Below are 26,454 nucleotides of genomic sequence, written 5' to 3'. Positions count from 1 at the left end.
ATCATCGCTTTTTTGTTTGTCTAAAATATAAGGAGGAATTTACATGACAACTATTTCAAATACGACAAAGCAGGAAATATTACATAGCCTAATAAGCGAATTTGGGGAAGAAAGTTTAGCTCCACTTTTGAAAGCACACGAACGTTGGACAGTGAAATTTCCGGAAGGAGAACTTTCCGACTGGTCTCAATCAATGTCTTTAGAAGCACTGAGTTACCTAAATGAGCAAGAAACATTTTGGACATTTGTCGCAGCGCGTATTCATTTAGCGAATGTGTATGAAAGAGTGGCAACACGTAGGGGAACCACTTCTGATACGGTATACGAGAAATTTGCAAGCAATGTACAATCACTGGTTGCTAAAGGCCTTTATGATAAACATATTACGGAAGCTTATTCAACAGAAGAGCTCCAAAAATTAGGCGAGCTAATAGTTCCAGAGCGTGATAATTTATTCACTTATATAGGTTTGAAAACATTGCTCGATCGATATGTTGCAAAGGATTATGACAAATCTACCGTTGAATTACCACAAGAACGTTGGCTTATCATTGCAATGACCTTAATGAAAGATGAAAAAGAAAATCGTCTCGAAAAAATTAGAGAATCCTATTGGGCAATGAGCAACTTATATATGACGGTTGCTACGCCAACTCTTTCGAACGCAGGGAAACCACATGGCCAACTTTCTAGCTGCTTCATCGATACAGTGGACGACAGCTTGCAAGGAATTTACGACAGCAATACAGATGTTGCGACATTATCCAAATTCGGTGGCGGAATTGGCGTATATATGGGGAAAGTACGGAGTCGTGGCTCGTCCATTCGAGGTTTTATCGGTGCATCCAGCGGTGTCCTTCCTTGGATTAAACAATTAAACAATACAGCAGTAAGTGTAGATCAGCTCGGCCAGCGTCAGGGAGCAGTTGCTGTTTACTTAGATGTTTGGCATAAAGATATTTTTACATTTTTAGATTTGCGCCTGAACAATGGAGATGATCGTCTTCGTGCACATGATATTTTTACGGGAGTTTGCTTACCGGATCTATTTATGGAGAAAGTAGATGCACGAGAGGAATGGCATTTGTTTGATCCGCATGAAGTTCGACAAATAAAGGGTTATTCGCTTGAAGATTTTTATGATGAAAAACGTGGAGAAGGTTCGTTCCGTGAAAAATACGAAGAATGTATAAACGACATCCGAATATCACGTGAAACGGTTTCTGCAATTGATTTAATGAAACGCATTATGCGTAGTCAGCTCGAAACAGGTGTACCGTTCATGTTTTACCGCGATGAGGTGAATCGAAGTAATCCGAACAAGCACGCAGGGATGGTGTACAGCAGCAATCTATGTACAGAAATTTTCCAAAACCAAAGTGCGACTTCGTTTGAATCAATTCAATTAGAAGACGATGTAATTGTAACTCGTCGAAAACCAGGAGATTTTGTCGTATGTAATTTATCTTCCATTAATCTAGGAAGAGCAGTTCCGGCTAATGTATTAGAACGACTCATTACAATCCAAGTGCGCATGCTCGATAATGTGATTGATATGAATATGATTCCAGTCCCACAAGCCGAGCGTACAAATGCGAGGTACCGAGGTATTGGCCTTGGGACGTTTGGGTGGCATCATTTACTAGCTTTAAATAGTATTCGTTGGGAATCGGATGAAGCAGTAGAATTGGCCGATAAGCTATATGAAAGAGTTGCATTCTTAACAATTCAGGCTTCAGCAGAGCTTGCGAAGGAAAAAGGGGCATATCCTTTATTTAAAGGATCGGATTGGCAAACGGGAGCTTACTTCGAAAAACGTCAGTACAAAAGCGAAGAGTGGAATGCTTTACGTCAGAAAGTTGCTGAACATGGTATTCGAAATGGATATTTAATGGCAGTCGCACCAAATTCATCGACATCGATTTTAGCTGGAAGCACGGCAAGTATTGATCCGATATTCCAAAAATCGTACTCTGAGGAGAAAAAGGACTATAAAATTCCAGTTACCGTACCGGATTTGAATTCGGAAACGACATGGTTTTACAAATCTGCCTATTTCATTGACCAGCATTGGACAGTAAAGCAAAATGCAGCACGCGGGCGACATATCGACCAAGGTGTTTCGTTGAATTTATATGTGCAAAACACAATTAAAGCAAAAGAATTGCTCGATTTACATTTGGATGCATGGAATAGTGGACTGAAAACAACGTATTATGTGCGCTCCACTTCAGTTGAATTAGTAGATTGTGACTCTTGTTCAAGCTAATGAAAGCAATCATATGCTATTTAAGCTATAGCGGGAATACAGAGGAAGTAGCGGAATTATTAAAGAGACAGCTTGAGGAGAATGACTATCAAGTGGATATGTATACGATAGGGTTTGGGACAATACCAGACCTATCGATATACGATAAACTATTTTTCGGTACATTCACATGGGATAGAGGAAGTACACCCGATGAGATGAAAGACTTTGTTCGAGAAATTGGCTATAAACCGAATAATGTGTATGTGTTTGGCTCAGGTGACACCCAATTTGGTGGGGACGAGCTTTTTTGCGGAGCGGTGGATAAATTAGTGAAATTTTATAGCTGCAGTTATAAAGGCTTGAAAGTAGAACAATCTCCAAGAGGGAGTCAAGAGAAAATCGTAACTAAATGGTTAGAAGGAGTTATAGAAAATGAAGAAAGCAAAAACATTAGAACCCAGAAATCCTAATAAATCTACCGGTATTTTTAACGGTAAATCAAGTGGTATATTAAATTGGAATGATATTGCGTATCCACATTGGTATAAAATATATAAACGATTATTAGGTAACTACTGGCAAGCAGACGAGATAAATATGTCGAGTGATGTAAAACACTTTCCGAATCTAACGAAATCAGAGCAGGATGCTTACTTGAAAGTGATTGGATTACTTGCAACACTTGATGCACCGCAGACAAGAACGGCATTATTACTGTCTTTGTATGCAACAGATCCATCTGTCCAATCCATTATGGCGGTAATAGCCCAACAAGAAGCAGTTCATAACGAAAGCTACTCCTATGTTTTATCATCTGTTGTATCGCTAGACCAGCAAAATAAAGCATTCGATTTTGGCAGAACAGATGCTATTTTGTTGAAAAGAAACGAAAATATTATAAAATACTACAATGAATTTGTGGAAAATCCTTCAACTGAAAATATAATCAAAACTTTAACGTATACTACATTATTAGAGGGATTATTTTTCTATTCCGGCTTTGCTTTTTTCTATAATTTAGCGCGTTACAACAAGATGGTAGGTACATCGACAATGATCAGCTATATTAATCGCGATGAACTAGAGCATGGTCGCTTTATCTCCGAGTTATTTAGAGCCACCTTGTCTGAAAACCCAGAGCTGAACAATGACGAATTAATAGGCTGGGTATACGAACAGTTCAAAGAATCGGTAGAGCATGAAATCGAATGGTCTAACTACGTTTTAGCGGATATTGAAGGAATAGAATTAGACGATATGCAAGGCTATATTAAATATCGTGCAAACAAAATGTTACGTCTTCTCGGGCTTACTGAAATCTACCCAGACTACGTAGAAAACCCGATGAAATGGATTCGTGCTTACGCGGACAATATAGACGGGACAAAAACCGACTTTTTTGAACAAAAGTCACGTCAATATGTAAAAGTAAACGCGATAGATAATGGATTTGATGATTTATAAACTATAAGAGTTAAAAGTAGGTAGAGAAGGCTAGTCTTCGTTCTGTTTTTTATAAGCATCTTCTCTACTTTATTTCCCACAAAAAAATCCCCTGTGAAAATGGGGACCTAATCCTATGCGTGCGATTTATGGCGAAATGGACATTTCCCTTGAATCGGTTCAATATCATCTCCGATAAAGGATTGCTTCCATTCATTATGAGTAGGATCACCGAAGTGGCCGATATCTGGATGCTTAGGCAGCTGATCCCAAGCTTCTACACGTTTACGAACTTTTTCACGAGACATAATACCGCCTTTTTCAGTACCTTCTAATCCCTCAAATATTTTTCGAGGCTGGAATCCAAGAACCATTGAATTTCCTAGATGGCGTGTCTTTCGCTTCTTATATGCAGGGGCATTACCGAAAACGAAGATTGGCTCTCCATTAAACCGGAAGTCCCATAAATAGTGCTCGGGGTCGCGAGGACTGTCTTCCGGCCATTCCACTTCATCGACCTCATGTAAATATTGAAGGATATCCCAAAATTGCTTTCGGTAATCTTCAATGGAACCTTCTTGCTCAAACGGCTCTACAAATACAAAAAGACCGTGCCTCTTGTATTTTGGTAATTTAAATAGTTCTAAAAAGCCTTCTACAGCAGACGGTAAATTACTCCAGTCATCCTGATTGATGTAAGCATAGCGGAGCTCACCTTTCAATTCGCCACTCATTCCAAAAAAACATGGGAACGTTTTATCCGTAACCGTGTTATGAAAAGTTTCATATTCTTTATATAGCCAACTCGGCAAATCTTTTCTAATATGAAAATCTTCTTTTGTTAATAACGCTTGTTCCTTTGTAAACATCTATTCCGCCTCCCATTCACACTATCATTCTATTCTTTACCCCAACCTAAATTTACTGAAACAGCACAGTCTAAAATGAAAATTAATTTTACAAAGAGGTTATAAATTGAAAATCAAGGGAATAGAGAAGGGACGAATAAAGTAACTGGAGGATGACTTATCGTGAAAATAATGCAAGATCAATCTCAAGTATATTGTCCAAGTGAATATGGAAAACTACAAAAAGTCGTCCTATGCGACCCTCAATATATGGAAATTAAAGAAGCGATTAATGATGTTCAAAAAAACTATATAAATGATAATATTGACCGTTCACTGGCCATGAAGCAGCATCAGCTATTTCAAGAAACGCTACGCGGTGCAGGAGTGGAAGTGATTAAACTACGACCAAATAAAGAATACCCTGAGCAAGTTTTCACCCGAGATATTGGCTTTACTATAGGGAAGCATTTATTTATTTCCGAAATGGCGAATCCGATTCGTCAAGGCGAAGAGAAGGTATTAGCCAATTGGATGGACGAACATGATCTTTCCTATAAGAAGCTCACAACACATTCAATTGAAGGTGGAGATGTAATCGTAGATGGCAACCGAGTGTTTATAGGGATTAGCGATCGTACATGTATGAATGCTATTCAAGCTTTGCAAAGCGAATTACCGGATTTCAAAATTCTACCTATTCCTTTTAACCCAAAATATTTGCATCTGGACTGTGTGTTCAATATTCTTTCTTCAAAAGATGCATTAATATTTCCAGACGCGCTCGACCCGAAAATTGTGGAACAGTTATCGAGCATGTATAACTTAATCGAAGTGAGCGAAAGGGAGCAGTTTTCAATGGGCACAAATGTACTGTCTATTGGTGATAATCGAGTGTTTAGTTTGCCAGTAAACGAAAAGGTCAATCATCAGATGAGACAACATGGATATCACGTATTGGAGGTCGATTTCTCAGAAATCATTAAATCAGGTGGATCTTTCCGGTGTTGTTCCATGCCAATTGTGCGCCAATAAAAAAAGAGAGATTGGTCGTAGTGTTAATCACGACTAATCTTTCTTTTATAATAATCAAGCAATCCACTCTAATATTTCGATACGGTTACCAAAGGGATCATGTACGTATATTCTATTGGCACCCGGTAAGTCGGTATCTACAGTATAGCTGACTTCATTTTGGGTTAAATGTATTTTCAGTGCCTCTAAGCTTTCTACTTGAAACGCGGGGTGAGCTTTTTTAGCAGGGGCAAATGGTTCTTCTATGCCGATATGAATCTGATATTTGCCGAATTCAAACCAAACACCGCCTTTTCTTTTCAGAAGTTCTGGTTTTTCTACTTCTTGAAAACCTAAAATTTCTCCAAAGAAACGTTTTGCTATTGCTTCTGAACCTTTCGGAGCGGCCAATTGAACATGATCGATTGATTTAAAAACAAATGTCATTATAAATCCCCCTTGTTTTGTTCTACCTTCATGATATCGAAAGAAAAGTCATTTGAAAAATTTATAATATTTATACATAAACATAAGATATGCTTATGGGAAGTGATTTATTTGTAGTATGTGAAAAGGACAATCAGATTTAATTCAAGAGCACTTAAAAAAGTTCCCACCTCTCAACAAGGGGGGAACTTTTCTACATTTTCAGTAATATTTTATTCACTGTATTCAGGTTACGAGCAGTAGAAGGCATACTAAGCTTCTTTTCAAAAAAAGTATTTGTAAATTTAGTTTGATGATAGTTTTTCGATAGACTGATAATGATATTGCGACGATTCCAAACGACAAATTCGTCATCCACTAGACTATTCAACATAGCAAGCTGATCATCCAAAACTTCCTTTGCTAAAAACATGACATACACCTGTTCTTTCGAGAAAATGGGATGCTGCTGAATTTCTTCCAGTTCTTCTTTTGAACGGATAATAACTGGTATATCAAATCCATATGTTTCTTGAAGAGCGCCCTCCAACTGCGACACATTATATGTTGCATTATCAAATATAACATTCCCAGTTTGTATATACGTCCTTACATTTTCATAGTTCATCTCTTCAAAAAGTGCCTTCAACGACTTCATATCCACTTTATTTTTCGCACCAAGATTAATACCACGTAGTAAAGCAACAAATGACAACTTCACCCACTCCTCCATGTTCACATATTATTATTTTATCGTAAAAGGAGGAGTGAAACAAAAAACTATTAATGAAGCCACCAAATATTTGTACAGCTCACAATTAACACTACTAAAAACAAGCTAACTAGCGCAAAGTCTGTTTTCCCAATGGTAATCACATGAAAATAACTACTTCTCCGTTCACCAGTAAAGCCTCGTGCCTCCATCGCAAAAGCAGCTCGTTCTGCTTTTCGCACGGCACCTGCAAGCATAGGAATCAAAACCCTTCGAATACCAAACAAGCGTTGTAACGCATTTTTTTCCTGACTGACGCCTCTTAATCGGTGGGCTTGCCCGATTTGAACAAATTCATCCTTCAAAACAGGCAAAAATTGATATCCCACCATCACACCATACGCAATTTTGGGTGATAGCTTTAATTGTTGCATAAGGCTTAAAATGAACTTTACTGGATTTGTCGTTAAAGCGAATAATAAAGATAAGCTAGAAAATGCCAGTACTCGAAAACTTAATGATAAGGCATGATTCAGCTGTGTTTCGGTAACGTTCACATTCCAGATAGACCATACAACTGGCCCAGTCTGATCTTCTGCAAACACAAGGGTCGTCCAAAAGTAACCGAAAGCAGTAATAAAAAAAGGAATCATAAATAGCATCCATTTCTTCCAGTTAATTTGGCTAAAGAGAACTTGTAGCACAAGTACACCGACCCAAAACACGAGTGGTGTCCAAGGGTCGAAGTAGAAAGCCATTGTGAACATACAAATTGTAATCACCAAAAACTTCACTGAAGGATTCATATTATGTAAAGCATTCTTCACGAAGTATCATTCCTTTCGGAGGAAGTAAGTGATGATCCTGTAACAACTGCTCATTTTGCCATACAGCTTCCGCATTAAACTTTCCTGTCAAATAACCATCTTTCATCAATATTATTGAGTCAGCTAAACAATGAGCGAACTCCATATCATGCGTGACGATCAAAAACGTAGTACCTTCACAGGCACGTTCATTGATTAATTGGAATAACTCAGACAAAGCAGCTGCATCCTGACCAGAAGTTGGCTCGTCCATGAGAATAATCTCTCGACCATCACAAAGCATGGCAGCAATAGCCACTCGCCTTTTTTGTCCGTGACTTACTGCAAAAGGGTGGGCATCCGCAATAGGTAGCAACTGTAATCTAGTCAACATTTCCTCCAAATTGTTCCCACCACCAAAACCAATCTCATCTCGCACATTTTTGGTAAGAAATAAAAACTCCGGAGATTGAGGAACATATCCTAAATAGTTTGGTTGTACATTCCCACTAGATGGAATGAGCTGACATAATGCTTTCAATAAAGTTGATTTTCCGCTGCCATTCGGTCCAGCTAGTACGGTTATTTCTCCACATCTTAAATGAAAAGTAGTCTCCCGCAAAAAGGTCGTTGTTTTCAATTTGTTAACGACTAATGACGTAGCTTCTTGCTTACTGCTTATACGTTTTTGTATGGAAGGGGCAGCTTCGTTTTTATTCAAGGAAATAGTTCTGTTAAAAAAGTCTCCCCATAAATCCAATCGATGCTCAATGGCGACGATTGTCATTTCCTGTTTTTGTTGTAAATCACTTAACCACTCTACATACTTTTTCGCGGTATAAGGGTCTAAATGCGAAAGTGGTTCGTCTAGGAGTAGTATTTCTGGCTCCATTATAAGTGCACAGGCAGTGGCGATACGTTGCTTTTGACCACCTGATAGTTTCTGGATGACTGCACGGCGAAATTCAGTTAGTTCGGTTAAAGAAAGCACATCGGAGATTCTTTTCTCCATATCGTCACGCTTGGTATGCAAATTTTCAAGCGTAAAAGCAAGTTCCTCTTCGACCGTTTGCATGCAAAACTGAGCATCTGGGTCTTGAAAGACGGTCGCAATTCGGTGATTTATTTCCCCGGGAATAAAGGAATGGCTCTCTTTCTCAAAAAGTATTACGGAACCAGACAAAATACCATCGCAATTATCCGGATACAATCGATTGCATAAATAAAGTAATGTCGTCTTCCCGCATCCACTTGGACCAGTGATAACTACACGCTCGCCTCGCTGTACAGCGAAAGAAAGGTCCTTCAGTATCCATTTTTCTTCATCTGGATAACGGAAACTTACTTTCTCAAATTGGATAACCTCATGCACGAACCTCACCCTTTTTCGAACGAGAAACAGCATAGCCTCTTAGAGAACCGGTAGCTAGCAAACCATCAGCTACTGCTTTCCCACCGACACCAGCAAGTAGAGCCCCGCTTAATATACGAATGCCGAGCATCAGTGCAACATAGCCGGTACTATATACTGTAAATCCACCAAGAAAGTATCCATAAGTAAAACTAAATAAAGAGGATCCGATACCGGCAAGCATTAGCACCCAAAGATCAAATCGTTTATATCGTGTAGCTGCAAAAACTGCCTCCGCACCTAAACCTTGAATAACCCCTGAAAGAATTAAGCGGGGACCAACCGCATTTCCCAATAATACCTCGATTGCAGCAGCAATTGTTTCCGAAACAACGGCAGCTCCAGGCTTCCGAATTATATACATACAAATAATCGATACGATAAACCAAATACCAAAAATCCACTCATATGCAATCGGACCTATAAATCCAGACCAAATATTGCCCACATGCAGGAACAATAAATAGACAATCCCGAATACGACTGCAAATAAGGACATAAGCACAATTTCTTTTAGCTTCCAAGACTTCAGCATATTAAAGACCTCCGTGCGAAGGACTATTAATACTCATCGAAACGGTCATCACTAGATGTTTATATTCCTCTGAGCGGGCATGTGTAAATGCCTCCTCGTAAAAAGCAAATACATCATGGATATCCCCGTGAATGCCACTTGCATAATGCATGGAATCATTGAAAACACCGCGTTCTTTTGCACGGTCAACCTCTCGATAAATAACATCCATATAATTGGGGTTATTCATTGGATAAAGGGCAAATTGGGAAGATACGTATTGCTTCGTTGTGTCATGATTTGCGATTTCATCTCCTTTATCTAAATACACGTCCCCTGCAGAGTCTCCAGGACAGCCGGCAGAAAAAGTACCCGATAAAGCAACATGCACACCGGTTTTAGCAGCGTGCAAAGTGAGTGCCTTTGCCACATTAAACACATGCACCTGCTTGCCGCGAATTACTGTCGATACGTCATCCGTATGCATCCATACATTCGATGTATCTGTTTCTTCAAGTGCTCCTTTAATCACCGAAATAAAATCATTGGTCATCGGATGTAACGAAAAACGAAATCCGACGATAGGGCTTAAACCGCATTGCATAATAAAAAACCTCCCGAAAAATTTTCATAAAAAAAGACTACATCCGTGAAGATGCAGCCACTTATCCATTACAAAAATTCGGAAAGTCACCGCACTTCCTCACGCAGGTATTATCCTGATCGAGTAATAAGGGATCGGAGCTAAAAAGCTCTCATCACAGCCAAAGTGGGCACCCCTAGTGCAGAAAACGGTATGTAGTTTTTTAAATGTGCCCCAAGTATAACCTAGCAATCTTAAGTTGTAAATGCAGTTGCAAAATTTCGTTCTTTCGTCCATGCTTAATCTATCAGAATATTTGGAGGTTATAGATTTGCAAACAGTTTTTATAACACGAAAGCTACCAGACGAAGTAGTAAAGCAACTTAAAGAGAAGTTCAATGTTAAAATGTGGCATAGTGAAGAAATTCCAATGACCTATGAAGAGTTAAAAAAAGAAGCAAAAGATGCACATGCACTTTGGACGGTTCTTTCCGACAAAATAGATAGAGAACTAATTGAAAGTTTACCAAACTTAAAAGTAATTAGTAATTTGGCGGTAGGCTACAATAACATAGATACTGGAGCGGCAAAAGAGCGAGGAATAATTGTAACAAATACACCTGGTGTGCTAACGGAAACAACTGCAGACCTTACATTTGCGTTATTATTAGCCACTGCCCGTCGTGTCACAGAATCAGAACGTGACCTCCGTGCAGGAAAGTGGAAATCATGGACACCGATGGGGCTGACTGGCATGGATGTTTTCGGTGCAACTCTTGGAATCATTGGCATGGGGCGAATCGGTGAAGCTGTAGCAAGAAGAGCAAAAGGTTTTAATATGAATGTTTTATATCATAATCGTACTCGTAAAAAAGAAGCGGAAGAGGAATTTGGATTTAGCTATGCAGAGCTAGACACCCTTCTCCAAGAATCGGACTTCATCGTGTTACTGACTCCTCTAACCGCAGAAACGAAGGGATTAATCGGTGAACGCGAGCTAGGTTTGATGAAAGAAACGGCTTCAATTATTAACGTTGCACGTGGTGGGATTATAGATGAACAGGCACTATACGAAGCGTTAACGACAAATAAAATATGGGCTGCCGGACTAGACGTATTTGAAGTTGAACCTGTCCCGATGGATCACCCACTTCTTACATTGCCAAATGTGACAGTGCTTCCTCATATAGGTAGTGCAAGTATTCGCACGCGCATGGCAATGATGCAAATGAATGCAGAGGCTATTGAAGCGGTTTTAGAAGAAAAGGAGCCCAAAAATAGAATAGTTTAATTTCTAATTAACAGATTCAAAGCTAATTTTTATTGCTTTGAGTCTGTTTTTCAATTTAAGAGATTAATTATTAATCTCTGGTATTCGACAGTCCGTTGGTTGATAATTTCGTAGGTTTGAAATTATCAAAATAGGGTATAAAAAGGAAGAATAGGACTATACGTCTAATTTAGAAAAAGAGAGAATGGGGTAGAAATTTATGAGGAAATTGATGTTGTTTATTTCACTATGCACCATTTTAGTATTAGCGGCATGTAGTGAGCCAGCAAGTACAGACAGTATTGAGACGATTAAATTTGCGGATGCGGGATGGGATAGTATTCGTGTCCATAATAGCATTGCTCAGTTGATCGTGGAAGAAGGATATGGCTATAAAACGGAGGTTACTACCGGAACTACCGCCACAACAATGCAAGCCCTTGAAAAGGGAGACATCAATGTCTATATGGAGGTATGGTCGGATAATATTAAAGAAGTCTATGAAAAAGCAATTGAAAGCGGGAATATTATTAAGGTGGCTACAAACTTCGATGATAACTCACAAGGATTATACGTTCCCACTTACGTGATAAAAGGAGACGCAGAACGAGGTATTGAAGCAGTTGCTCCTGATTTGAAAACTGTCCAAGACTTAGAGAAGTATCCAGAGGTTTTCCAAGATCCAGAAGACAAAAGCAAAGGACGAATTGTCGGTGCTCCGTCTAGTTGGATCATTAGTGAACACTTGGACACGAAACTTAAAACATATGGCCTTGATGAACAATATAACTATTTGGCACCAGGTTCCGATTCAGCTATTGTTGCAGATTTAGCCGGAGCATACAAAAAAGGGACGCCATGGGTAGGATATTATTGGTCACCGACATGGGTTACAGCTAGCTATGATTTAACTTTACTTGAGGATAATCCATACGATGAAGCTACTTGGAAAGAGTCGAAAGGAACCGAATTTCCTCCAAACGATGTAGTAATCGCAGTACATAAAGACTTACCCACTCAAGCAAAAGACGTGGTTGATTTTTTAAGTAAATACTCAACTAGTAATGCATTAACAGAGGAAGCACTCAATTATATGAATGAAAATGAAGCAGATGCAGAAGAAGCCGCACATTGGTGGATGAAAGAACATGAAGATATTTGGACATCATGGGTATCCGATGAAGTTGCAGAAAAAGTGAAAGCAGCTTTGAAATAATGGTTCGTGTTCGAAATAATCTAACCAAGAAAAGTGAGGTGAATGCGACTGTTCAACTGATACAGTCCACTATTTATGAAAGAATTTCCTAATGTCCGAATACCAATTGGAGATGGCGTAGAAAAGTTTATCGATTTCTTAGCATTACACTTTGATGCATTTTTTGATTTTATTTTTGTAATTTCATCCACCCTGATTAAGGGGCTGGAGGCAGGACTTCTAGCGATTCCTTGGTGGTTACTCATTATTATCCTATTTTTATTGGGATGGTATTTTACTAATCTGTACGGTGGACTTCTATTTTCCTTTTTCATTTTCCTTATAGGGACTTTCGATTTGTGGCCGGAAACGATGACTACTATTTCGATTGTATTAATCTCCGTGATATTATCGCTTGTAATCGGTATCCCATTAGGTATTGGAATGGCATTTAGCAAAGTGATGTCGACAATTATGCGCCCAATACTTGATGCTATGCAAACAATGCCAAGTTTTGTTTATCTAATTCCGGTAATTTTCTTCTTTCCATTGGGGAATGTACCAGCTGTGATTGCGACGATTATCTATGCATTGCCTCCTGTCATACGTTTGACAGAGTTAGGGATTCGTAATGTGGATGATGAAGTGGTAGAGTCTGCCCAGTCATTTGGTTCATCGACAGGACAGATGCTTATGAAAGTCCAGTTGCCTCAAGCTTTACCAACGATTATGGCGGGCATAAATCAAACAACGATGATGGCACTTGCTATGGCAGTTGTTGGATCGATGGTAGGAGCACAAGGACTAGGGGAACGAGTGCTTTATGCGATTAATCGAATTGATATTTCTTTAGGTTTTGAAGCGGGTATCAGTATCGTTTTCTTAGCTATTATTATTGATCGAATTACCGGAGGAATTGCGAAGCGCCTTCAGAAACATAGGAGGGATGCCGCATGACAGTGAAACTAAAAATTGAAAATGTATCGAAAATTTTTGGACCGAGACCTAAAAAAGTGATTCCAATGATTGAAAATGGTGTCGAAAAGGAAGAAATTTTAGCTAAAACAGGACATACTGTTGGTGTATATAATGCTTCGATGGAAATTATGGAAGGCGAAACATTTGTTATTATGGGACTCTCCGGTAGCGGGAAGTCTACGTTGATTCGTTGTTTAAATCTATTGAACCGCCCTACTTCTGGAGCCATTTACGTAGATGGGGAAAACGTTGTAGATTACAATAATACACAGCTTAAATTTTATCGTCAGAAAAAGATTGCGATGGTGTTTCAACATTTTGGTTTATTTAGTCATCGGACCGTTCTTGAAAACATTGAATATGGTCTTGAAGTACGTGGCATGTCCAAAGCCGAACGCCAAGCAATCGCTCAAAAGCATTTGGAGACGGTAGGACTTAAAGGATACGAAAACCAATATCCGGATGAATTGTCTGGAGGAATGAGACAGCGAGTAGGCATTGCTAGAGCTTTAGCAAACGATCCAGACATTCTCCTTATGGATGAACCTTTTAGTGCCCTTGATCCATTAATCCGACGCGAAATGCAGCTGGAGTTACTCGATATACAAAACCGTCTTCAAAAAACGATTATTTTTATTACTCACGATGTCAATGAGGCATTTAAAATTGGGGATCGTGTAGCCGTCATGAAAAATGGGAAGGTAGAGCAAATCGGCACACCAGAAGAAATATTAGACAAGCCAGCAAGCAATTATATTTCAGAGTTTATTCGAGATATTGATCGTTCTAAAATTTTGCAGGCTGAACATATTATGACGAAGCCCTATGGGTTAGTGTCGCTAAAAGATGGTCTAAATGTTGCAACTCAAGTAATGAGAGAAAATGGTATTTCAAGTGCTTTTGTAACGGATCGTAAACGCCAGTTACAAGGAATTGTCACAATTGACCAAGCAATCGATGGTATTAAACAAAAGAAGACATTACAAGAAGTGATGTCTACAGAAGTGAAAACAGTTCGACCAGATGAGTATGTGCAAGATATTATTCCATTTGTTCTTGACTCCAAATATCCGATTGTCGTCACGGACGAAGACTTAACGATAAAAGGAATAATCCTAAGAGTACATGTATTAGCCAGTTTGATAAGTGATAATATAGAAGAATAAAAGAAACTCCCGAATTGATCTATGTTATAGCATCTGATTCGGGAGTTTTTCTATGTAATTCTATTTGCGTTTTTAGAATGGATGGAATGGAGAATAGCTAATAATTGTTCGGCCATATAAGCTGAAGAGTATGTAAAGCCACTTTGAATCCATTCACTTATCATTCCCCATATGGCATGGGCTTGGTAGCTTGCAAGTAGATCTGCATTTATATTACTGTGCAATGGGTTATTAGCTAAATCCTGTAATACGAGCTTTTTTAATTCATTACATATTCTGTTTTGTAGTCCAAATAGCACATTCGATTTAACTAATAGGGAATAAAAATTTGTATACTTTGCAACATGATCAAATATTTTTATAGTAGATGAGGTTAATTTGCTGACAGAAAAAGCCTCTACTCCTTGATACGGTTCCCGATAAGAATCTATTAGATCCTTAATCACATCGTCAATAACTTCTTCTAGTAGCTCTTCTTTATATTGAAAATGTTTATAAAATGTTCCACGATTTAAATCAGCGGTTTGCACAATATCCGTAATGGAAACATCTTTGAAGTCTTTTTCTTTCATTAAGGAAATAAGAGATTCTTTCAAAGCTGCTTTCGATTTTCTAATTCTTCTATCCGGATGAAAAGACTTAGTAGACATATTGAACCCCCATTGTATATTAGGGAACAATAATTGATCCCTTTGCTGATTGAATGGCATTATGTAGATTGATTATACTATACATAGATAAAACTTATTGTACTTCTGTTTAATAAAACTGATAAGTATTTGTACAAAAATGAGAGGGTGGAGATGAACATGAAACTTCAAGACAAAGTAGCGGTCGTCACAGGTGCAGGATCAGGAATGGGGAAAGCAATTGCTGCCCTATATGGAAAAGAAGGAGCAAAAGTTGTAGTTTCCGATTTAAACGAAGCTTCTGCCAACTTAACTGTAGAAGAAATTATTGCAAATGGCGGAGAAGCAATTGCTGTTGTAGCAAATGTTGCAAAAGAAGAAGATATTCAAAATCTTATAGATACAACGGTTAGTACTTATGGTACTGTTGATATTCTTGTAAATAATGCTGGTATTATGGACAATTTTGAAGCTGCTGGAGATATAGAGGACGATAAATGGGAACTGGTCTTTGCGGTAAATACAACGAGTGTTATGCGTGCCACACGTAAAGTAATGCCGATTTTCTTAGAAAAACAACAGGGTGTTATTGTGAATGTCGCATCAGCTGGTGGATTATATGGTGCACGTGCAGGTGCAACGTACACTGCTTCTAAACATGCAGTAGTTGGATTTACGAAAAATACAGGATTTATGTATGCACCACAAGGCATCAGATGCAATGCGATTGCACCTGGTGGTGTAGAAACAAATATCGGTTCTTCGATGACAAATATCAATGCGTTTGGTATTGGACGTACACAAGCAGGACTTGCCCTTAATCCGCGCACAGGGAAAGCTGAAGAAATTGCAAAGGTTGCATTGTTCCTTGCTTCAGATGAATCTAGTTTTGTAAATGGAACGGTAATAACAGCTGACGCTGGCTGGACTGCCTATTAATAAAAAAACGATCTTTCTTCAAATCGGAGAAAGATCGTTTTTACTTTTAGCTTCATCGTTTAGTTGGAAATCGTTTTCTCTGTAAGGATTACTACATAGGGAAGTAGCTCGATTTTCGCCTTCTATATAATAGGATAGTACTTTTCATATCGAGGATGATAGTAAAAGGGTGGACGAACTCCAATTTTAGGAAGCAGAAATGGAGATGCATTCGAGTCGTACAATACTTTTACTTTTTCTTGGGAATGATTGATCAGTAATATTTCAGCTTGGTAATTTACTATTACATTTTGCAAATTGCAGATCCTCCTATTTAAGTTATTATTTAATTTAACCTATTCAACACCCACCGCAGGAGGAACGGTATTTAATGATAAGTTAAAATGAATCACCTTACTAGTAATCGTTACATAGAATAACCCGATAATTGATTTTTAGGAGGATAGCCGTGACGAACAAAAATAATCACAATCAAAACTATCCGATGTATCCGAATTACGGGAAGATCACAAGATATGAAGACGTTCCGATTACCGTGCCGGAACAACGCCAATTGCGACAGCCAGGTGTGGAAAGCTTGATGGATCCGCGTCCAATTATTGAAAATCCGCATTATCAAGGAAGTGGAAAGTTAAAAGGAAAAGTAGCGCTTATCACTGGTGGTGACAGCGGAATGGGAGCGGCAGCGGCAATTGCCTTTGCAAAAGAAGGGGCAGATATTGCTATATCCTATTTAGACGAACACGAGGATGCAAACCGCACGAAAAAGAGGATAGAAGAATTGGGTAAACGTTGCTTATTATTACCGGGTGACTTACGAGAAAAAAAGCAATGTATCGACATAGTGGAGGGGACCATCCGCATATTTGGACAGCTAGATGTTCTATGTAATCATGTGGAAATCCAATTTCAACAACTAAGCTTGCTTGATATCTCCGATGAGCAATTCGATGATACATTTAAAGTAAATATCTATTCTCACTTTTATACAACTCGAGCTGCATTACCATATTTAAAAGCAGGAAGTTCTATTATTAATACATCCTCCGTCGTAACGTTTGATGGCAATGAACAATTAATCGATTATACTGCAACAAAAGGTGCAATTATTGGGTTTACACGAGCACTAGCAAATAGTTTGGTTAGAAAAGGTATTAGAGTCAACGCTATTGCCCCGGGACGAATATGGACGCCTCTTATCCCTTCTAGCTTCTCAGCAGATGAAGTGACGCAAGCAGGTAACCCAATGGAACGCCAAGGTCAGCCGTTTGAAGTTGCTCCAACCTTTGTGTATCTTGCCTCGGATGACTCGCGTTTTGTAACAGGACAGACGCTTCATGTGAACGGTGGACAATTTACGGCTTCATAGGATCTTCTTATTGTAAAAGATCAATGTTTAAATAAACTACTAAAAGAGGATATTCTTTTAGTAGTTTGCTTTTTTTGTCACATACTATCACTATAAAAAGTGAATTACATGTTATAGTTTTACAGACAAAAATATATGGGGAGAAGAGTGTGAACGTGTTTAATAAACCTTCAAGTACCAATTTTACTGAGTTAGATGGAGAGTATTCCATTCCTATAGTATTACTGTCTATTATTATTGCAGTTGTTGCATCGTACACAGCTTTATCTATGAATGAGCGAGCAAATAAAAATAGTTTTTTCAACCGTAATTTTTGGCTTATGTTAGCCTCTTTAGCGATGGGCTTTGGAATATGGTCCATGCATTTTGTTGGAATGAGCGCATTTTCCTTACCGCTGGAAATGAGTTATAACAAGTTGTTAACTATATTTTCTATACTTCCGGCAATGCTTGCATCATTTCTTGCATTTTATTTAGCTAATCTTCCAAAGAGAACGTTCTGGTCATACTCAATTGCTGGTTTTGCAATGGGAATTGGCATTTCATCTATGCATTATATAGGTATGTACGCCATGAAAATGGATATAATTTACACTTACGATAAATTACTTTTTGCAACATCCATTGTTATTGCAGTTGTTGTCTCTTTAATAGCTATTTATATTTTTTCTGCCTTACAACGCTATATGGTAAATCGCTTTATTCAACTATTGACCTCCATGGTAATGGGACTAGCTATTTCTAGCATGCATTACACAGGGATGGCGGCATTAACATTTTACGTTCCGTTAGATTTCATCCCCGTTTCCCGACATATGCATATGACGGAGATGTATGGATTGGGGATTAGTGTGGCAATTGGCATGGCGATACTGCTAGGGTTCTTACTATTATCGAGTCTAGTAGATCGCTATGTAGAGTATCAGGTCAATTACTACGATGCTTTAACTAAATTACCAAATCGTCGGTTGTTTGAACAAAAGTTAAAACAACCGATTTTCCCTGAGTATTTAGCTATTTGGCATTTACATGATTTGGAGCATCTAAACAGAGAATATGATTATCAATTTGGCGATGAGGTTATTCAACAAATTGCTACTTTATTGAAATCGGTGACATCTCCCATGACAGAACTTTACCGAATTGAAGGAAATAGATTTGCATTTTTGACAAGAGACATGGGGGAAGCGAACCAATTTCATGAAGCAATGATGAGGGTAGAGGAAATACTGCGAAAGCCAATTGTTATTCGTGGTAAAGAAGTAACTATTTCGGCAGTGTGCGCAGTGTCTAATGCACTTAATCTAGATGAATCATCCAAGATTTATGCAAATGCACTAGCTGTTTTAAATTACCCATCCATTCATTTTAACTATGAGATAGTGTATTATGATCCATCGATCCATACGTATACTTTTGAACGAGAGATTGCAGATGATGTTTTACGAGCAATGAAGGAGGATGAACTCTTCCTTGTCTATCAACCTAAAGTTGATATGCGCACCAATGAAGTAATAGGATTTGAATCATTGCTAAGATGGAACCATCCTACATATGGCATGTTGTCACCTGGAGTATTTATTCCAATTTTAGAAGAGAACGAACGCATGATAGAGGTTACAGATTGGATTATTGAAAGAGTATGTCGACAAATTTCTGTTTGGAATCTAGAAGGAGTTCCGTTTCAACAAGTAGCAATCAATATTCCTGGTCAATATGTTACTTCAACTCGCTTAATGAAAGTATTAAAACGAACATTAAACAATCATAAACTAGAGCCTAAACATTTAGAACTTGAAATAACGGAGACTACTTTTGTAAAAAATATAGAGGAAGCAATGAGGGCGGTAAATAACTTCCGCCTAGAAGGTTTTTCTGTGGCACTAGACGACTTTGGGACAGGCGTTTCCTCCCTTTCCTATTTAAAACAAATGCCTATATCCACTTTAAAAATAGATAAGTCCTTTATTGATGGTATTCCAAAATCAGATAAAGACTCATCCATCGTTCAAGCAATTATTGCATTAGGACAATCTTTAGATTTGGCTATTGTTTTTGAAGGGGTTGAAACAAAGGAACAAGTAGACTTTTTAGCGACTGCTTGTGTGAATCCGATTATACAGGGTTATTATTTTGCAAAACCATTGAATGTGTTAGAGATTTCACTTTGGTTTAATGCTTTTAATAGTTCATTTAAAATAATCAACTAGCTTAAACTGTGGCTTGTAGCTAAGACAATTAGATTATTCTAAGTTAATGTAGGGATAATAATGTCCTGTATTAGTTGTTTAATGTTGGAAGCTATTATTAGTGGTAGAATTTCAAAGAAATAGTTAGCATTTTTTCAAATGAAGTAGCGAAATAGCGAACAAAATTGTATTTTCGAGAGCCCACTTTATGAATTAGTAAGTATCTTTTCATTCGTTTTACAAATATGTACTAAAGCAGGTTTTAAAGTTGTACAAGAAGCGACGGACAGCCGCCATAGGATTACCGAGAAAAGAGATGCTGCTCATGACGTTCATCATGAGCAGCATCTCTTTAAAAAAATCGGTTATAATATAGCAAAAGTCTATCCAAAGCTCTTTAAAAACGATAGATACAGGTTTTGATTTTAAAGGGTACTTCTTGCGCTTTTCTAGAGTTATCAAATATAATTCTTATTACTTAAAACTCTGCTCATGCTTTAACAGCCATTCTTTTCTCCATAATCCACCTGCATAACCGGTCAATTTTCCGTTTGAGCCGATGATGCGGTGACAAGGTATGACAATGCTGAGCTTATTTTTGCCATTTGCACTTCCGACAGCGCGAATGGCTTTTTCATTTCCAATCGTACTAGCGATATCTTTGTAAGATCCGGTTTTTGCATAAGAGATAGTGGTCAATGCATTCCATACACTTTTTTGAAACTCTGTACCTGTACTAGTGTAAGCAAAAGAAAACGTTTGACGCTCCCCTTTAAAATACTCATCCATTTGGAAATAACAATTTCTAAGTAGGGCAGGGGTTTCCTCGTTCAACTGATATGAAACAACATCCTGTTCGGCAAACATTATGGAAGTAATTGCCTCATTTGTACCGATAATCTCTAAAACCCCAATTGGAGTGGGATAATCTACTTGAAATAGTTTACTCATTTTTCAGCCTCCAGCTTTCGATAATTACTCGGTGTACAATTTTGCAAACGGGAAAATGCTTGATAAAAATTGGAGGTACTTTGAAAGCCAACTTCGTAACATATTTCCAGATTGGTTTTATTCGTATGCTTCAACAAATGAGCAGCTTTATCAATCCTGATCTTTTCTAAAAATTCACGGGGGGTTTGGGTAGTTTCTTGTTTAAAGAGCCTTTCTAAATAAAATGGGCTAATACCGATATGTTCAGCGATATTTTGCAATGCGAGTTTTTCACCAGAATGATTAACTAAAAAAGCAATGACATTTTGAACAAGCTCGGTATTTGGAGAATGCTTCTCTTCGGGTTTGCATCTTTTACATGCACGAAACCCAGCTCTTTCCACACTTTCTTTGTCGGGAAAGAACATGACATTTTGTTTTTTAGGTTTTCTAGAACGACAGGAAGGGCGACAATATATTTTCGTCGTTTTTACCGCAGTAAAAAATAATCCATCATACGTTTGATCACAAGCAATTATTTTTTGCCACATTTCTTCAAAAGAAAGACTGATTGTCATTGTAACACCCCTTCCTGTTTTTTAATTTATCACGTATACAAGTGAGCTGTATCTTTTAATAAAAACAATTGTTTCGCATCTTTTTCCATAAAATCAATGACTTTGTCTGATAAAGCATTTCCAAAACTAAATCTTTGTACGCCTAATGCTTTAAGCTTATTACAATTCGTCAAGCCAGGTAAAGATAAAACATTTAGCGGAGCTTTTACTTCATATGTAATTTCTCTAATATCATTATCCAAAGTTACACCAGGAACGAAAATTCCGCTTGCTCCACTTTCTACATAAGCTTTCCCTCGTTCTATTGTTTCCGAAAGAGGGTTGTCCTTTTGAAGAAAAGTATCGATTCGTGCATTAATGAAGAATTCCTTATAGCCAGCGTTGTCTAAAGCAATTCTTATTTCATATAAAAGTTTAGACTGAAATGAAAGCTCCCTCAAGCCAGCTTTCTGTTTGAATGAGTCTTCGATATTAATTCCCGCCACTCCAACGTCTGCAGTCCGTAAAACATTTTGCACAATCGTTTGGATGTTTTCTCCATAACCGGCTTCGATATCGGCGGATACGGGAATAGACAGGTGTCTAGCAATTGTTTCAATAATTTGCAAATGCCGTTCAAAATCGACAAGTTCTCCATCCTTTAAGCCGAGTGAATTGGCAATTCCCCAACTAGTTGTGCCTATTGCTTGAAAACCAGCTTTTTCTAACGTTAAAGCCGAAAGTAAATCCCAAGCATTTCCCAAAAATAATGGCTCAGATGAAAAGTGTAGTTCATGGAATCTTTTTAAGTTATTCATATTAATATCAACCTCCTTGAAATCATCTTAACAAGTTTCCCCAACTCATTTCGTCCTTTTTCTTGCGCTTATAGTCTGAAAATCACATCAATATGTTCGGTATCGCATGAAATGGTATGCTAAGTAAAAAGGTGATAAAAGGTGGCGGAAGTATGGTAAAGCCAATTCATATTTTAGTAGTGGAAGATGATAATGATATAAATGAATTATTATGTAATATTATTAGGAAAAGTGGCTATATTGCACAGCCGGCATATTCGGGAACGGAAGCAATGTTATATATCCAAGATAGAGTCTGGGATATGATGCTATTGGATTTAATGCTTCCAGGGATGACAGGAGAAGAAATTTTAGAAAAAATAAGTGAGCAAACATCCTGTCCAATCATCATTATTTCTGCAAAGTTAGAACAACAAACAAAAATTGATGCATTGCGAACAGGAGCGGATGATTATATAACAAAGCCTTTTGACATTGGAGAGGTGTCTGCAAGGATAGATTCGCATTTGAGGAGATATCAAAAGATGAAAACATTCGAGCGTAGAGAACTTCGTTATAAGGATTTAACAATCGATACAGAAGCGAAATTGGTCCAAGTGAACGGCCAAATACTGTCCTTGACAGCTCGGGAATATTCTATTTTAGAACTATTATTATCTTCTCCAAAAAAGGTTTTCACAAAAGCCAATGTATTTGAAAGTGTATGGAAAGAGGAGTTTCGAGGAGATGATAATACGATCAATGTACATATGAGCAATGTTCGAAACAAGTTGGCGAAGGCCAATTCGAACGAAGAATATATCGAAACGATTTGGGGTATGGGATACCGATTAAAAACTTAAGGTTTTCTTAAGAAACGTCTTAAGCCTTTCTTATGTTTTCCTTCCTATACTAAAAAGTATCAGATGAAGGAGGCGGAAATATGAGCGACTATGTTTTGCAAACAAATCAATTATCGAAACAATATAAGCATCAACTTGCTTTAAATAAAGTCAATTTATCTATTAAAAAAGGATCCATCTATGGATTTATCGGACAAAACGGAGCCGGTAAGTCAACACTTATTCGAATAGTCACTGGTTTAGCTATCCCAACAACAGGCACAACTGAATTATTTGGGGAAAGCAATGAACAGCAGTTAATAGAAGCTAGAAAACGAATTGGAACTATTATCGAAGGTCCTGCACTATACCCACAAATGACGGCAGCAGAAAATTTAGAAGCTCACAGATTGTTAAAGGGAATTCCGGGTAAAGAATGTATCCAAAAAACACTTGCTTTAGTTGGTCTAAAAGATACCGGAAAAAAGAAAGCAAAGAACTTTTCATTAGGCATGAAACAACGGCTTGGACTTGGTATAGCATTACTAGGAGACCCCGAGTTTTTAATTTTGGATGAACCAATTAACGGGTTAGACCCAATGGGTGTAATAGAAATACGAGAGCTATTAAAAAAGTTAAACCAAGAGTACGGCATTACTATTTTGATTTCAAGCCATATCTTAAGTGAACTTCACTTATTGGCGACCCATTATGGAATTATTCATCAAGGTGAGTTACTGGAGCAACTAACGGTAGAAGAACTCAATAAAAAATGTCAGCAATATTTGCATATTAAAGTGGATAACATAGAAAAAGCTGCTGCTCTGCTAGAAAACAAACTAGCGACGACTAAATTTGAAGTGATGCCAGATGAAACGATTAAACTCTTTGATTATTTAGATACTCCTGGAAAAGTTTCCACCTGCCTTGCAAGTGAAGGATTGATAATTGAGCAATTCATGCCGATGGGGGAGGATTTGGAAACATATTTTATGAACCGAATCGGGGGTAACCAATATGAATAATCTAGTGAAATCCGAGTTATTTAAGTTAAGTAAAGATCGTTCTTTTTGGACATTGGTCATTGGCCTAGCTGTGGTAGCGGCTTTATATCCACTGCTTATCTTTTATAATGACAGTGCAGCTATTACAGAATTAGTTTCAGTGAAAGAACTATTCGCCTACACAGGTCTTGGAGGAAATAATTACATTGTAAAGCTTGTTCCCTGTATTCTAGCGGGTTTCTTCATTTCCAGTGAGTATTCAATGGGTACGATGAAAATAATGGGCTCCTCTGGTAATAGCAGAATCCGTATTTATTTTGCGAAGTTACTTATATTCACACTTGGAGCTGTAATTATTTCATTAATATTCCCTATTGTTTTAACCGGAGTTGGAGCAGTCTTTGCTGGATTTTATGATATGCCTGGATTAAGTTATCTTCTTCGAGCAATTGGTTTAACTGTTCTGTATACAGCTGCGTTTGCTTCAATTATGGCTTTCATTTCCATTATTTTCACGGATAGTGGTAAGACAATTGGATTTCTTATCTTATTTTTCATCCTGTTTGACAGTGTTTTATATGCATTAAGTCAAAAATTTTCTTTCATTGAACTGATCTTTAACCATTCGGTATTCAAGCTTTTTATAGACATCGGCGCGTTTAACCTGTCAAATGGAGAACTATTCAAATTAACGATAGTTCCAATCATAACCTATTTGGTACTTGCGATATTGGGTAGTCTTGTGTTTCATAGGAAAGAAATAAAATAATTTAGAAAAGCGGGTGGGTAGCTTGTTATATATAACGATTCTTTCTATAGTAATTGTGCTACTTTTATTTACCCGTCTTTTTTTCGTAAAAAAAGAAATTAAGAAAATGACGAATCAGCTAAAGCAAAAAAATAGGAAAATTAATCTTTCATTTTTCGATAAAGATATAGAAAAGTTAGCAAAGGAGATTAATGAACAAATCGATTTAACAAATACGGCAAATGCAGAAAAAAAGCGAACTGAAAACGAGTTAAAACAAGCAGTTTCTAATATTTCACATGATATACGTACACCGATGACATCCATTTTAGGGTATGTTCAATTTTTGGAATTGGAAGATATCACATCTAAGGAGAGAGCAAGCTATACAGCAATCGTGAAAAATGGAGCATTAAGGCTTAAAGTGCTACTCGAGGATTTTTTTGAGCTCTCTATTGTGGAATCTACAGAATATCCATTAAAAATAGAACGGGTAACATTAAACAACTTAGTTTTAGAAGTATTAGTCGGGTTTTACGAAGAATTTCGTCAAAAAGGGATAGAACCAATTATTGAGCTGCCTCAACAGGATATTAAAATAAAAGCGGATGTTTCAGCTGTAAAACGAGTCATTGAAAATTTACTCATCAATACGATTCATCATTCAGAAGGAAATGTAGTGTTGCGTATAGAACAACTAGCTAATTTTGTTCAGCTAACTATCAGTAACCCTGCACCACAGTTATTAGAAATCGACGTCGCCCACCTGTTTGATCGGTTTTACAAGGCTGATCAAACGAGAACGGGAAAAGGTACAGGGTTAGGACTTTCTATTGCTAAAAGCTTGATGTTAAAAATGAATGGCAGTCTATCAGGAGAACTTAAAGAGCACCAATTGGTCATGATATGTAAATGGAAATCTGAATGAAATAACAAAGATAGATACTTGGATAAACTAAAGTATCTATCTTTGTTGTTTAGTCTATAATTGTATACACACGGGATTACGTGAATTAACCCTCCAAAGTCACGCGTGTAAACACATAATCCCCTTTTTCCACTGGCTTTTCCAATGTAATCGGAAGACGTGAAGAAAAAAGCGGTCCATCCACTACAATTGTATGAAACTCCCCATTCTCTCCACAGGCATCAATACCTGCGAGATCAAGCTCCTCGACAATTTCTTTCGACAATTTTTTGCCAACATACGATGCTGGCATCATCTTTGTATTAACAACCACAATCCACGCTTCAAATTCTTCCTCTAGAAGCTGGTCCACTACTTGTTTTCTAGGCATTTGCCAAAGCGGATGAACAGCGGTAATATCTGACTTTGCACATGTCTTTAGAACCCACTCCAAATGGCCTTCCAAATCTATATCGCCAAATACTCCATGGGTAATTCCTTCCGCTCTACAGGCATCCATTGCATAGGTAAACTGTTCTTCATATGTACCCCAGCTAGCTGCCATTGTTATTAACGGTACTCCAAGGCGCTCTACTTGAGCTTGTACAACCTCTAATGGAAGCGCATGTGACTTAGAGATCTCTCCCTCTTCTTCAAACATCGTTAGTACTTTTTTCGGTATCATTCCTAATTTCAATGCTCTGTAATAAGCTAAAGCCGAATCCTTACCACCACTCCAGGAAGCAACAAAATCTGTATTTTTCATGTAGGAATCCCCCTCTTACTTATAAGGTACCTTAGTAGGTGTAAACATTCTAGCTAAAAATGCATTATTTAGACCTCGCACATGAAGTTATTTTGTAACAATCAAACGGCAAATTTAATAAGCTACAACTAAAGAAGTAGGTAGACATTGGTACCATATG

28 protein-coding genes and 1 riboswitch are annotated in these 26,454 nt (G+C 37.8%); of the genes, 15 read left to right on the top strand and 13 right to left on the bottom strand.

Annotated features, from left to right (window positions below):
- The first annotated feature begins 43 nt into the window (after positions 1–43).
- The 3 genes from FS486_RS06345 to FS486_RS06335 are packed head-to-tail and all read left to right on the top strand — an operon-like array spanning position 44 to position 3,715.
- Positions 44–2,269 (top strand): ribonucleoside-diphosphate reductase subunit alpha, encoded by a 2,226-nt coding sequence (locus FS486_RS06345; protein ID WP_144510475.1) that lies wholly within the window; start codon positions 44–46, stop codon positions 2,267–2,269.
- The gene (locus FS486_RS06340; RefSeq protein WP_313956977.1) at positions 2,257–2,721 is read left to right on the top strand and encodes a flavodoxin; all 465 of its coding nucleotides are present in this window, start codon (positions 2,257–2,259) and stop codon (positions 2,719–2,721) included. Before FS486_RS06345 ends, FS486_RS06340 begins: the two co-directional genes overlap by 13 nt.
- Positions 2,684–3,715 (top strand): ribonucleotide-diphosphate reductase subunit beta, encoded by a 1,032-nt coding sequence (locus tag FS486_RS06335; RefSeq protein ID WP_144510474.1) that lies wholly within the window; start codon positions 2,684–2,686, stop codon positions 3,713–3,715. The genes FS486_RS06340 and FS486_RS06335 overlap by 38 nt, the downstream gene beginning before the upstream one ends.
- Before the next feature lie 113 nt (positions 3,716–3,828).
- On the opposite strand, the gene FS486_RS06330 is transcribed toward FS486_RS06335, so the two are convergent.
- A complete protein-coding gene (locus tag FS486_RS06330) occupies positions 3,829–4,563 on the bottom strand; it encodes a YqcI/YcgG family protein (protein ID WP_144510473.1) in 735 nt (244 codons plus the stop codon).
- A 171-nt stretch (positions 4,564–4,734) separates the two neighbouring features.
- Between FS486_RS06330 and FS486_RS06325 the strand changes: the two genes are divergently transcribed.
- Positions 4,735–5,577, top strand: a complete 843-nt coding sequence (locus FS486_RS06325) for a dimethylarginine dimethylaminohydrolase family protein (RefSeq protein ID WP_186321386.1) — start codon at positions 4,735–4,737, stop codon at positions 5,575–5,577.
- A gap of 54 nt (positions 5,578–5,631) precedes the next feature.
- On the opposite strand, the gene FS486_RS06320 is transcribed toward FS486_RS06325, so the two are convergent.
- From FS486_RS06320 to FS486_RS06295, 6 genes are all read right to left on the bottom strand, one after another.
- A complete protein-coding gene (locus tag FS486_RS06320) occupies positions 5,632–6,003 on the bottom strand; it encodes a VOC family protein (RefSeq protein ID WP_144510471.1) in 372 nt (123 codons plus the stop codon).
- A gap of 193 nt (positions 6,004–6,196) precedes the next feature.
- Positions 6,197–6,703, bottom strand: coding sequence for a DUF1697 domain-containing protein (locus tag FS486_RS06315; protein WP_186321378.1), 507 nt, complete (start codon positions 6,701–6,703; stop codon positions 6,197–6,199).
- A gap of 62 nt (positions 6,704–6,765) precedes the next feature.
- The gene (locus tag FS486_RS06310) at positions 6,766–7,521 is read right to left on the bottom strand and encodes an energy-coupling factor transporter transmembrane component T family protein (RefSeq protein ID WP_144510469.1); all 756 of its coding nucleotides are present in this window, start codon (positions 7,519–7,521) and stop codon (positions 6,766–6,768) included.
- The gene (locus tag FS486_RS06305) at positions 7,502–8,872 is read right to left on the bottom strand and encodes an ABC transporter ATP-binding protein (protein ID WP_260858035.1); all 1,371 of its coding nucleotides are present in this window, start codon (positions 8,870–8,872) and stop codon (positions 7,502–7,504) included. Before FS486_RS06305 ends, FS486_RS06310 begins: the two co-directional genes overlap by 20 nt.
- The gene (locus FS486_RS06300; protein WP_260858051.1) at positions 8,865–9,443 is read right to left on the bottom strand and encodes an ECF transporter S component; all 579 of its coding nucleotides are present in this window, start codon (positions 9,441–9,443) and stop codon (positions 8,865–8,867) included. Before FS486_RS06300 ends, FS486_RS06305 begins: the two co-directional genes overlap by 8 nt.
- A 4-nt stretch (positions 9,444–9,447) precedes the next feature.
- On the bottom strand, positions 9,448–10,029 hold the full coding sequence (locus FS486_RS06295) for a YkoF family thiamine/hydroxymethylpyrimidine-binding protein (protein ID WP_144510466.1): 582 nt from the start codon (positions 10,027–10,029) through the stop codon (positions 9,448–9,450).
- Positions 10,030–10,108: 79 nt separating this feature from the next.
- A riboswitch (TPP riboswitch) is annotated at positions 10,109–10,216 on the bottom strand.
- Between the two features lie 87 nt (positions 10,217–10,303).
- On the opposite strand from FS486_RS06295, the gene FS486_RS06290 reads away from it, so the two are divergent.
- The 4 genes from FS486_RS06290 to FS486_RS06275 all read left to right on the top strand — a co-directional run bounded on the left by FS486_RS06290 (position 10,304) and on the right by FS486_RS06275 (position 14,617).
- A complete protein-coding gene (locus tag FS486_RS06290) occupies positions 10,304–11,299 on the top strand; it encodes a 2-hydroxyacid dehydrogenase (protein ID WP_144510612.1) in 996 nt (331 codons plus the stop codon).
- A gap of 199 nt (positions 11,300–11,498) precedes the next feature.
- Positions 11,499–12,494: an ABC transporter substrate-binding protein gene (locus FS486_RS06285; protein ID WP_144510465.1), complete on the top strand. Its 996-nt coding sequence runs from the start codon at positions 11,499–11,501 to the stop codon at positions 12,492–12,494.
- A gap of 75 nt (positions 12,495–12,569) precedes the next feature.
- On the top strand, positions 12,570–13,430 hold the full coding sequence (locus FS486_RS06280; protein WP_144510464.1) for an ABC transporter permease: 861 nt from the start codon (positions 12,570–12,572) through the stop codon (positions 13,428–13,430).
- Positions 13,427–14,617: a quaternary amine ABC transporter ATP-binding protein gene (locus tag FS486_RS06275; RefSeq protein ID WP_144510463.1), complete on the top strand. Its 1,191-nt coding sequence runs from the start codon at positions 13,427–13,429 to the stop codon at positions 14,615–14,617. Before FS486_RS06280 ends, FS486_RS06275 begins: the two co-directional genes overlap by 4 nt.
- A 50-nt stretch (positions 14,618–14,667) precedes the next feature.
- Here the strand turns inward: FS486_RS06275 and FS486_RS06270 are convergent, their stop codons facing one another.
- Positions 14,668–15,267 carry a TetR/AcrR family transcriptional regulator gene (locus tag FS486_RS06270; protein WP_144510462.1) on the bottom strand — a complete coding sequence of 200 codons (600 nt, stop codon included), beginning with the start codon at positions 15,265–15,267 and terminating at the stop codon, positions 14,668–14,670.
- A 159-nt stretch (positions 15,268–15,426) separates the two neighbouring features.
- On the opposite strand from FS486_RS06270, the gene FS486_RS06265 reads away from it, so the two are divergent.
- Entirely contained in the window at positions 15,427–16,185 is a 759-nt protein-coding gene (locus tag FS486_RS06265; RefSeq protein ID WP_144510461.1) for an SDR family oxidoreductase, read from the top strand.
- A gap of 122 nt (positions 16,186–16,307) precedes the next feature.
- On the opposite strand, the gene FS486_RS20085 is transcribed toward FS486_RS06265, so the two are convergent.
- Positions 16,308–16,481: a hypothetical protein gene (locus tag FS486_RS20085; RefSeq protein WP_186321377.1), complete on the bottom strand. Its 174-nt coding sequence runs from the start codon at positions 16,479–16,481 to the stop codon at positions 16,308–16,310.
- Positions 16,482–16,669: 188 nt separating this feature from the next.
- Between FS486_RS20085 and FS486_RS06260 the strand changes: the two genes are divergently transcribed.
- A complete protein-coding gene (locus tag FS486_RS06260) occupies positions 16,670–17,554 on the top strand; it encodes an SDR family oxidoreductase (RefSeq protein ID WP_144510611.1) in 885 nt (294 codons plus the stop codon).
- Between the two features lie 149 nt (positions 17,555–17,703).
- Complete coding sequence (locus tag FS486_RS06255) at positions 17,704–19,764, top strand: bifunctional diguanylate cyclase/phosphodiesterase (RefSeq protein WP_144510460.1); 2,061 nt, start codon at positions 17,704–17,706, stop codon at positions 19,762–19,764.
- Between the two features lie 453 nt (positions 19,765–20,217).
- Here FS486_RS06255 and FS486_RS06250 read toward each other — a convergent pair whose 3' ends face one another.
- From FS486_RS06250 to FS486_RS06240, 3 genes are read right to left on the bottom strand one after another with little or no spacing between them, the layout of a single operon-like run.
- Positions 20,218–20,694 carry a methylated-DNA--[protein]-cysteine S-methyltransferase gene (locus FS486_RS06250; protein WP_144510459.1) on the bottom strand — a complete coding sequence of 159 codons (477 nt, stop codon included), beginning with the start codon at positions 20,692–20,694 and terminating at the stop codon, positions 20,218–20,220.
- Positions 20,691–21,251, bottom strand: coding sequence for a bifunctional transcriptional activator/DNA repair enzyme AdaA (locus FS486_RS06245; RefSeq protein ID WP_260858034.1), 561 nt, complete (start codon positions 21,249–21,251; stop codon positions 20,691–20,693). Before FS486_RS06245 ends, FS486_RS06250 begins: the two co-directional genes overlap by 4 nt.
- Positions 21,252–21,280: 29 nt before the next feature.
- Positions 21,281–22,048 (bottom strand): isocitrate lyase/PEP mutase family protein, encoded by a 768-nt coding sequence (locus FS486_RS06240; protein WP_144510458.1) that lies wholly within the window; start codon positions 22,046–22,048, stop codon positions 21,281–21,283.
- 152 nt (positions 22,049–22,200) lie between these two features.
- Between FS486_RS06240 and FS486_RS06235 the strand changes: the two genes are divergently transcribed.
- The 4 genes from FS486_RS06235 to FS486_RS06220 all read left to right on the top strand — a co-directional run bounded on the left by FS486_RS06235 (position 22,201) and on the right by FS486_RS06220 (position 25,549).
- A complete protein-coding gene (locus FS486_RS06235) occupies positions 22,201–22,890 on the top strand; it encodes a response regulator transcription factor (protein ID WP_144510457.1) in 690 nt (229 codons plus the stop codon).
- Between the two features lie 80 nt (positions 22,891–22,970).
- Positions 22,971–23,894 carry an ABC transporter ATP-binding protein gene (locus FS486_RS06230; RefSeq protein ID WP_144510456.1) on the top strand — a complete coding sequence of 308 codons (924 nt, stop codon included), beginning with the start codon at positions 22,971–22,973 and terminating at the stop codon, positions 23,892–23,894.
- Positions 23,887–24,642 (top strand): ABC transporter permease, encoded by a 756-nt coding sequence (locus tag FS486_RS06225; protein ID WP_144510455.1) that lies wholly within the window; start codon positions 23,887–23,889, stop codon positions 24,640–24,642. Before FS486_RS06230 ends, FS486_RS06225 begins: the two co-directional genes overlap by 8 nt.
- Positions 24,643–24,664: 22 nt before the next feature.
- Positions 24,665–25,549, top strand: a complete 885-nt coding sequence (locus FS486_RS06220) for a sensor histidine kinase (RefSeq protein ID WP_144510454.1) — start codon at positions 24,665–24,667, stop codon at positions 25,547–25,549.
- A gap of 85 nt (positions 25,550–25,634) precedes the next feature.
- Here the strand turns inward: FS486_RS06220 and FS486_RS06215 are convergent, their stop codons facing one another.
- Positions 25,635–26,294: a Dph6-related ATP pyrophosphatase gene (locus FS486_RS06215; RefSeq protein ID WP_144510453.1), complete on the bottom strand. Its 660-nt coding sequence runs from the start codon at positions 26,292–26,294 to the stop codon at positions 25,635–25,637.
- Positions 26,295–26,454: the final 160 nt, after the last annotated feature.

This window comes from Bacillus sp. FJAT-22090 (assembly GCF_007676755.1).
GTDB lineage: Bacteria > Bacillota > Bacilli > Bacillales_A > Planococcaceae > Psychrobacillus.
The sequence above is the reverse complement of the archived record's forward strand: the minus strand, read 5'-3'. Positions and strand labels throughout refer to the sequence as shown.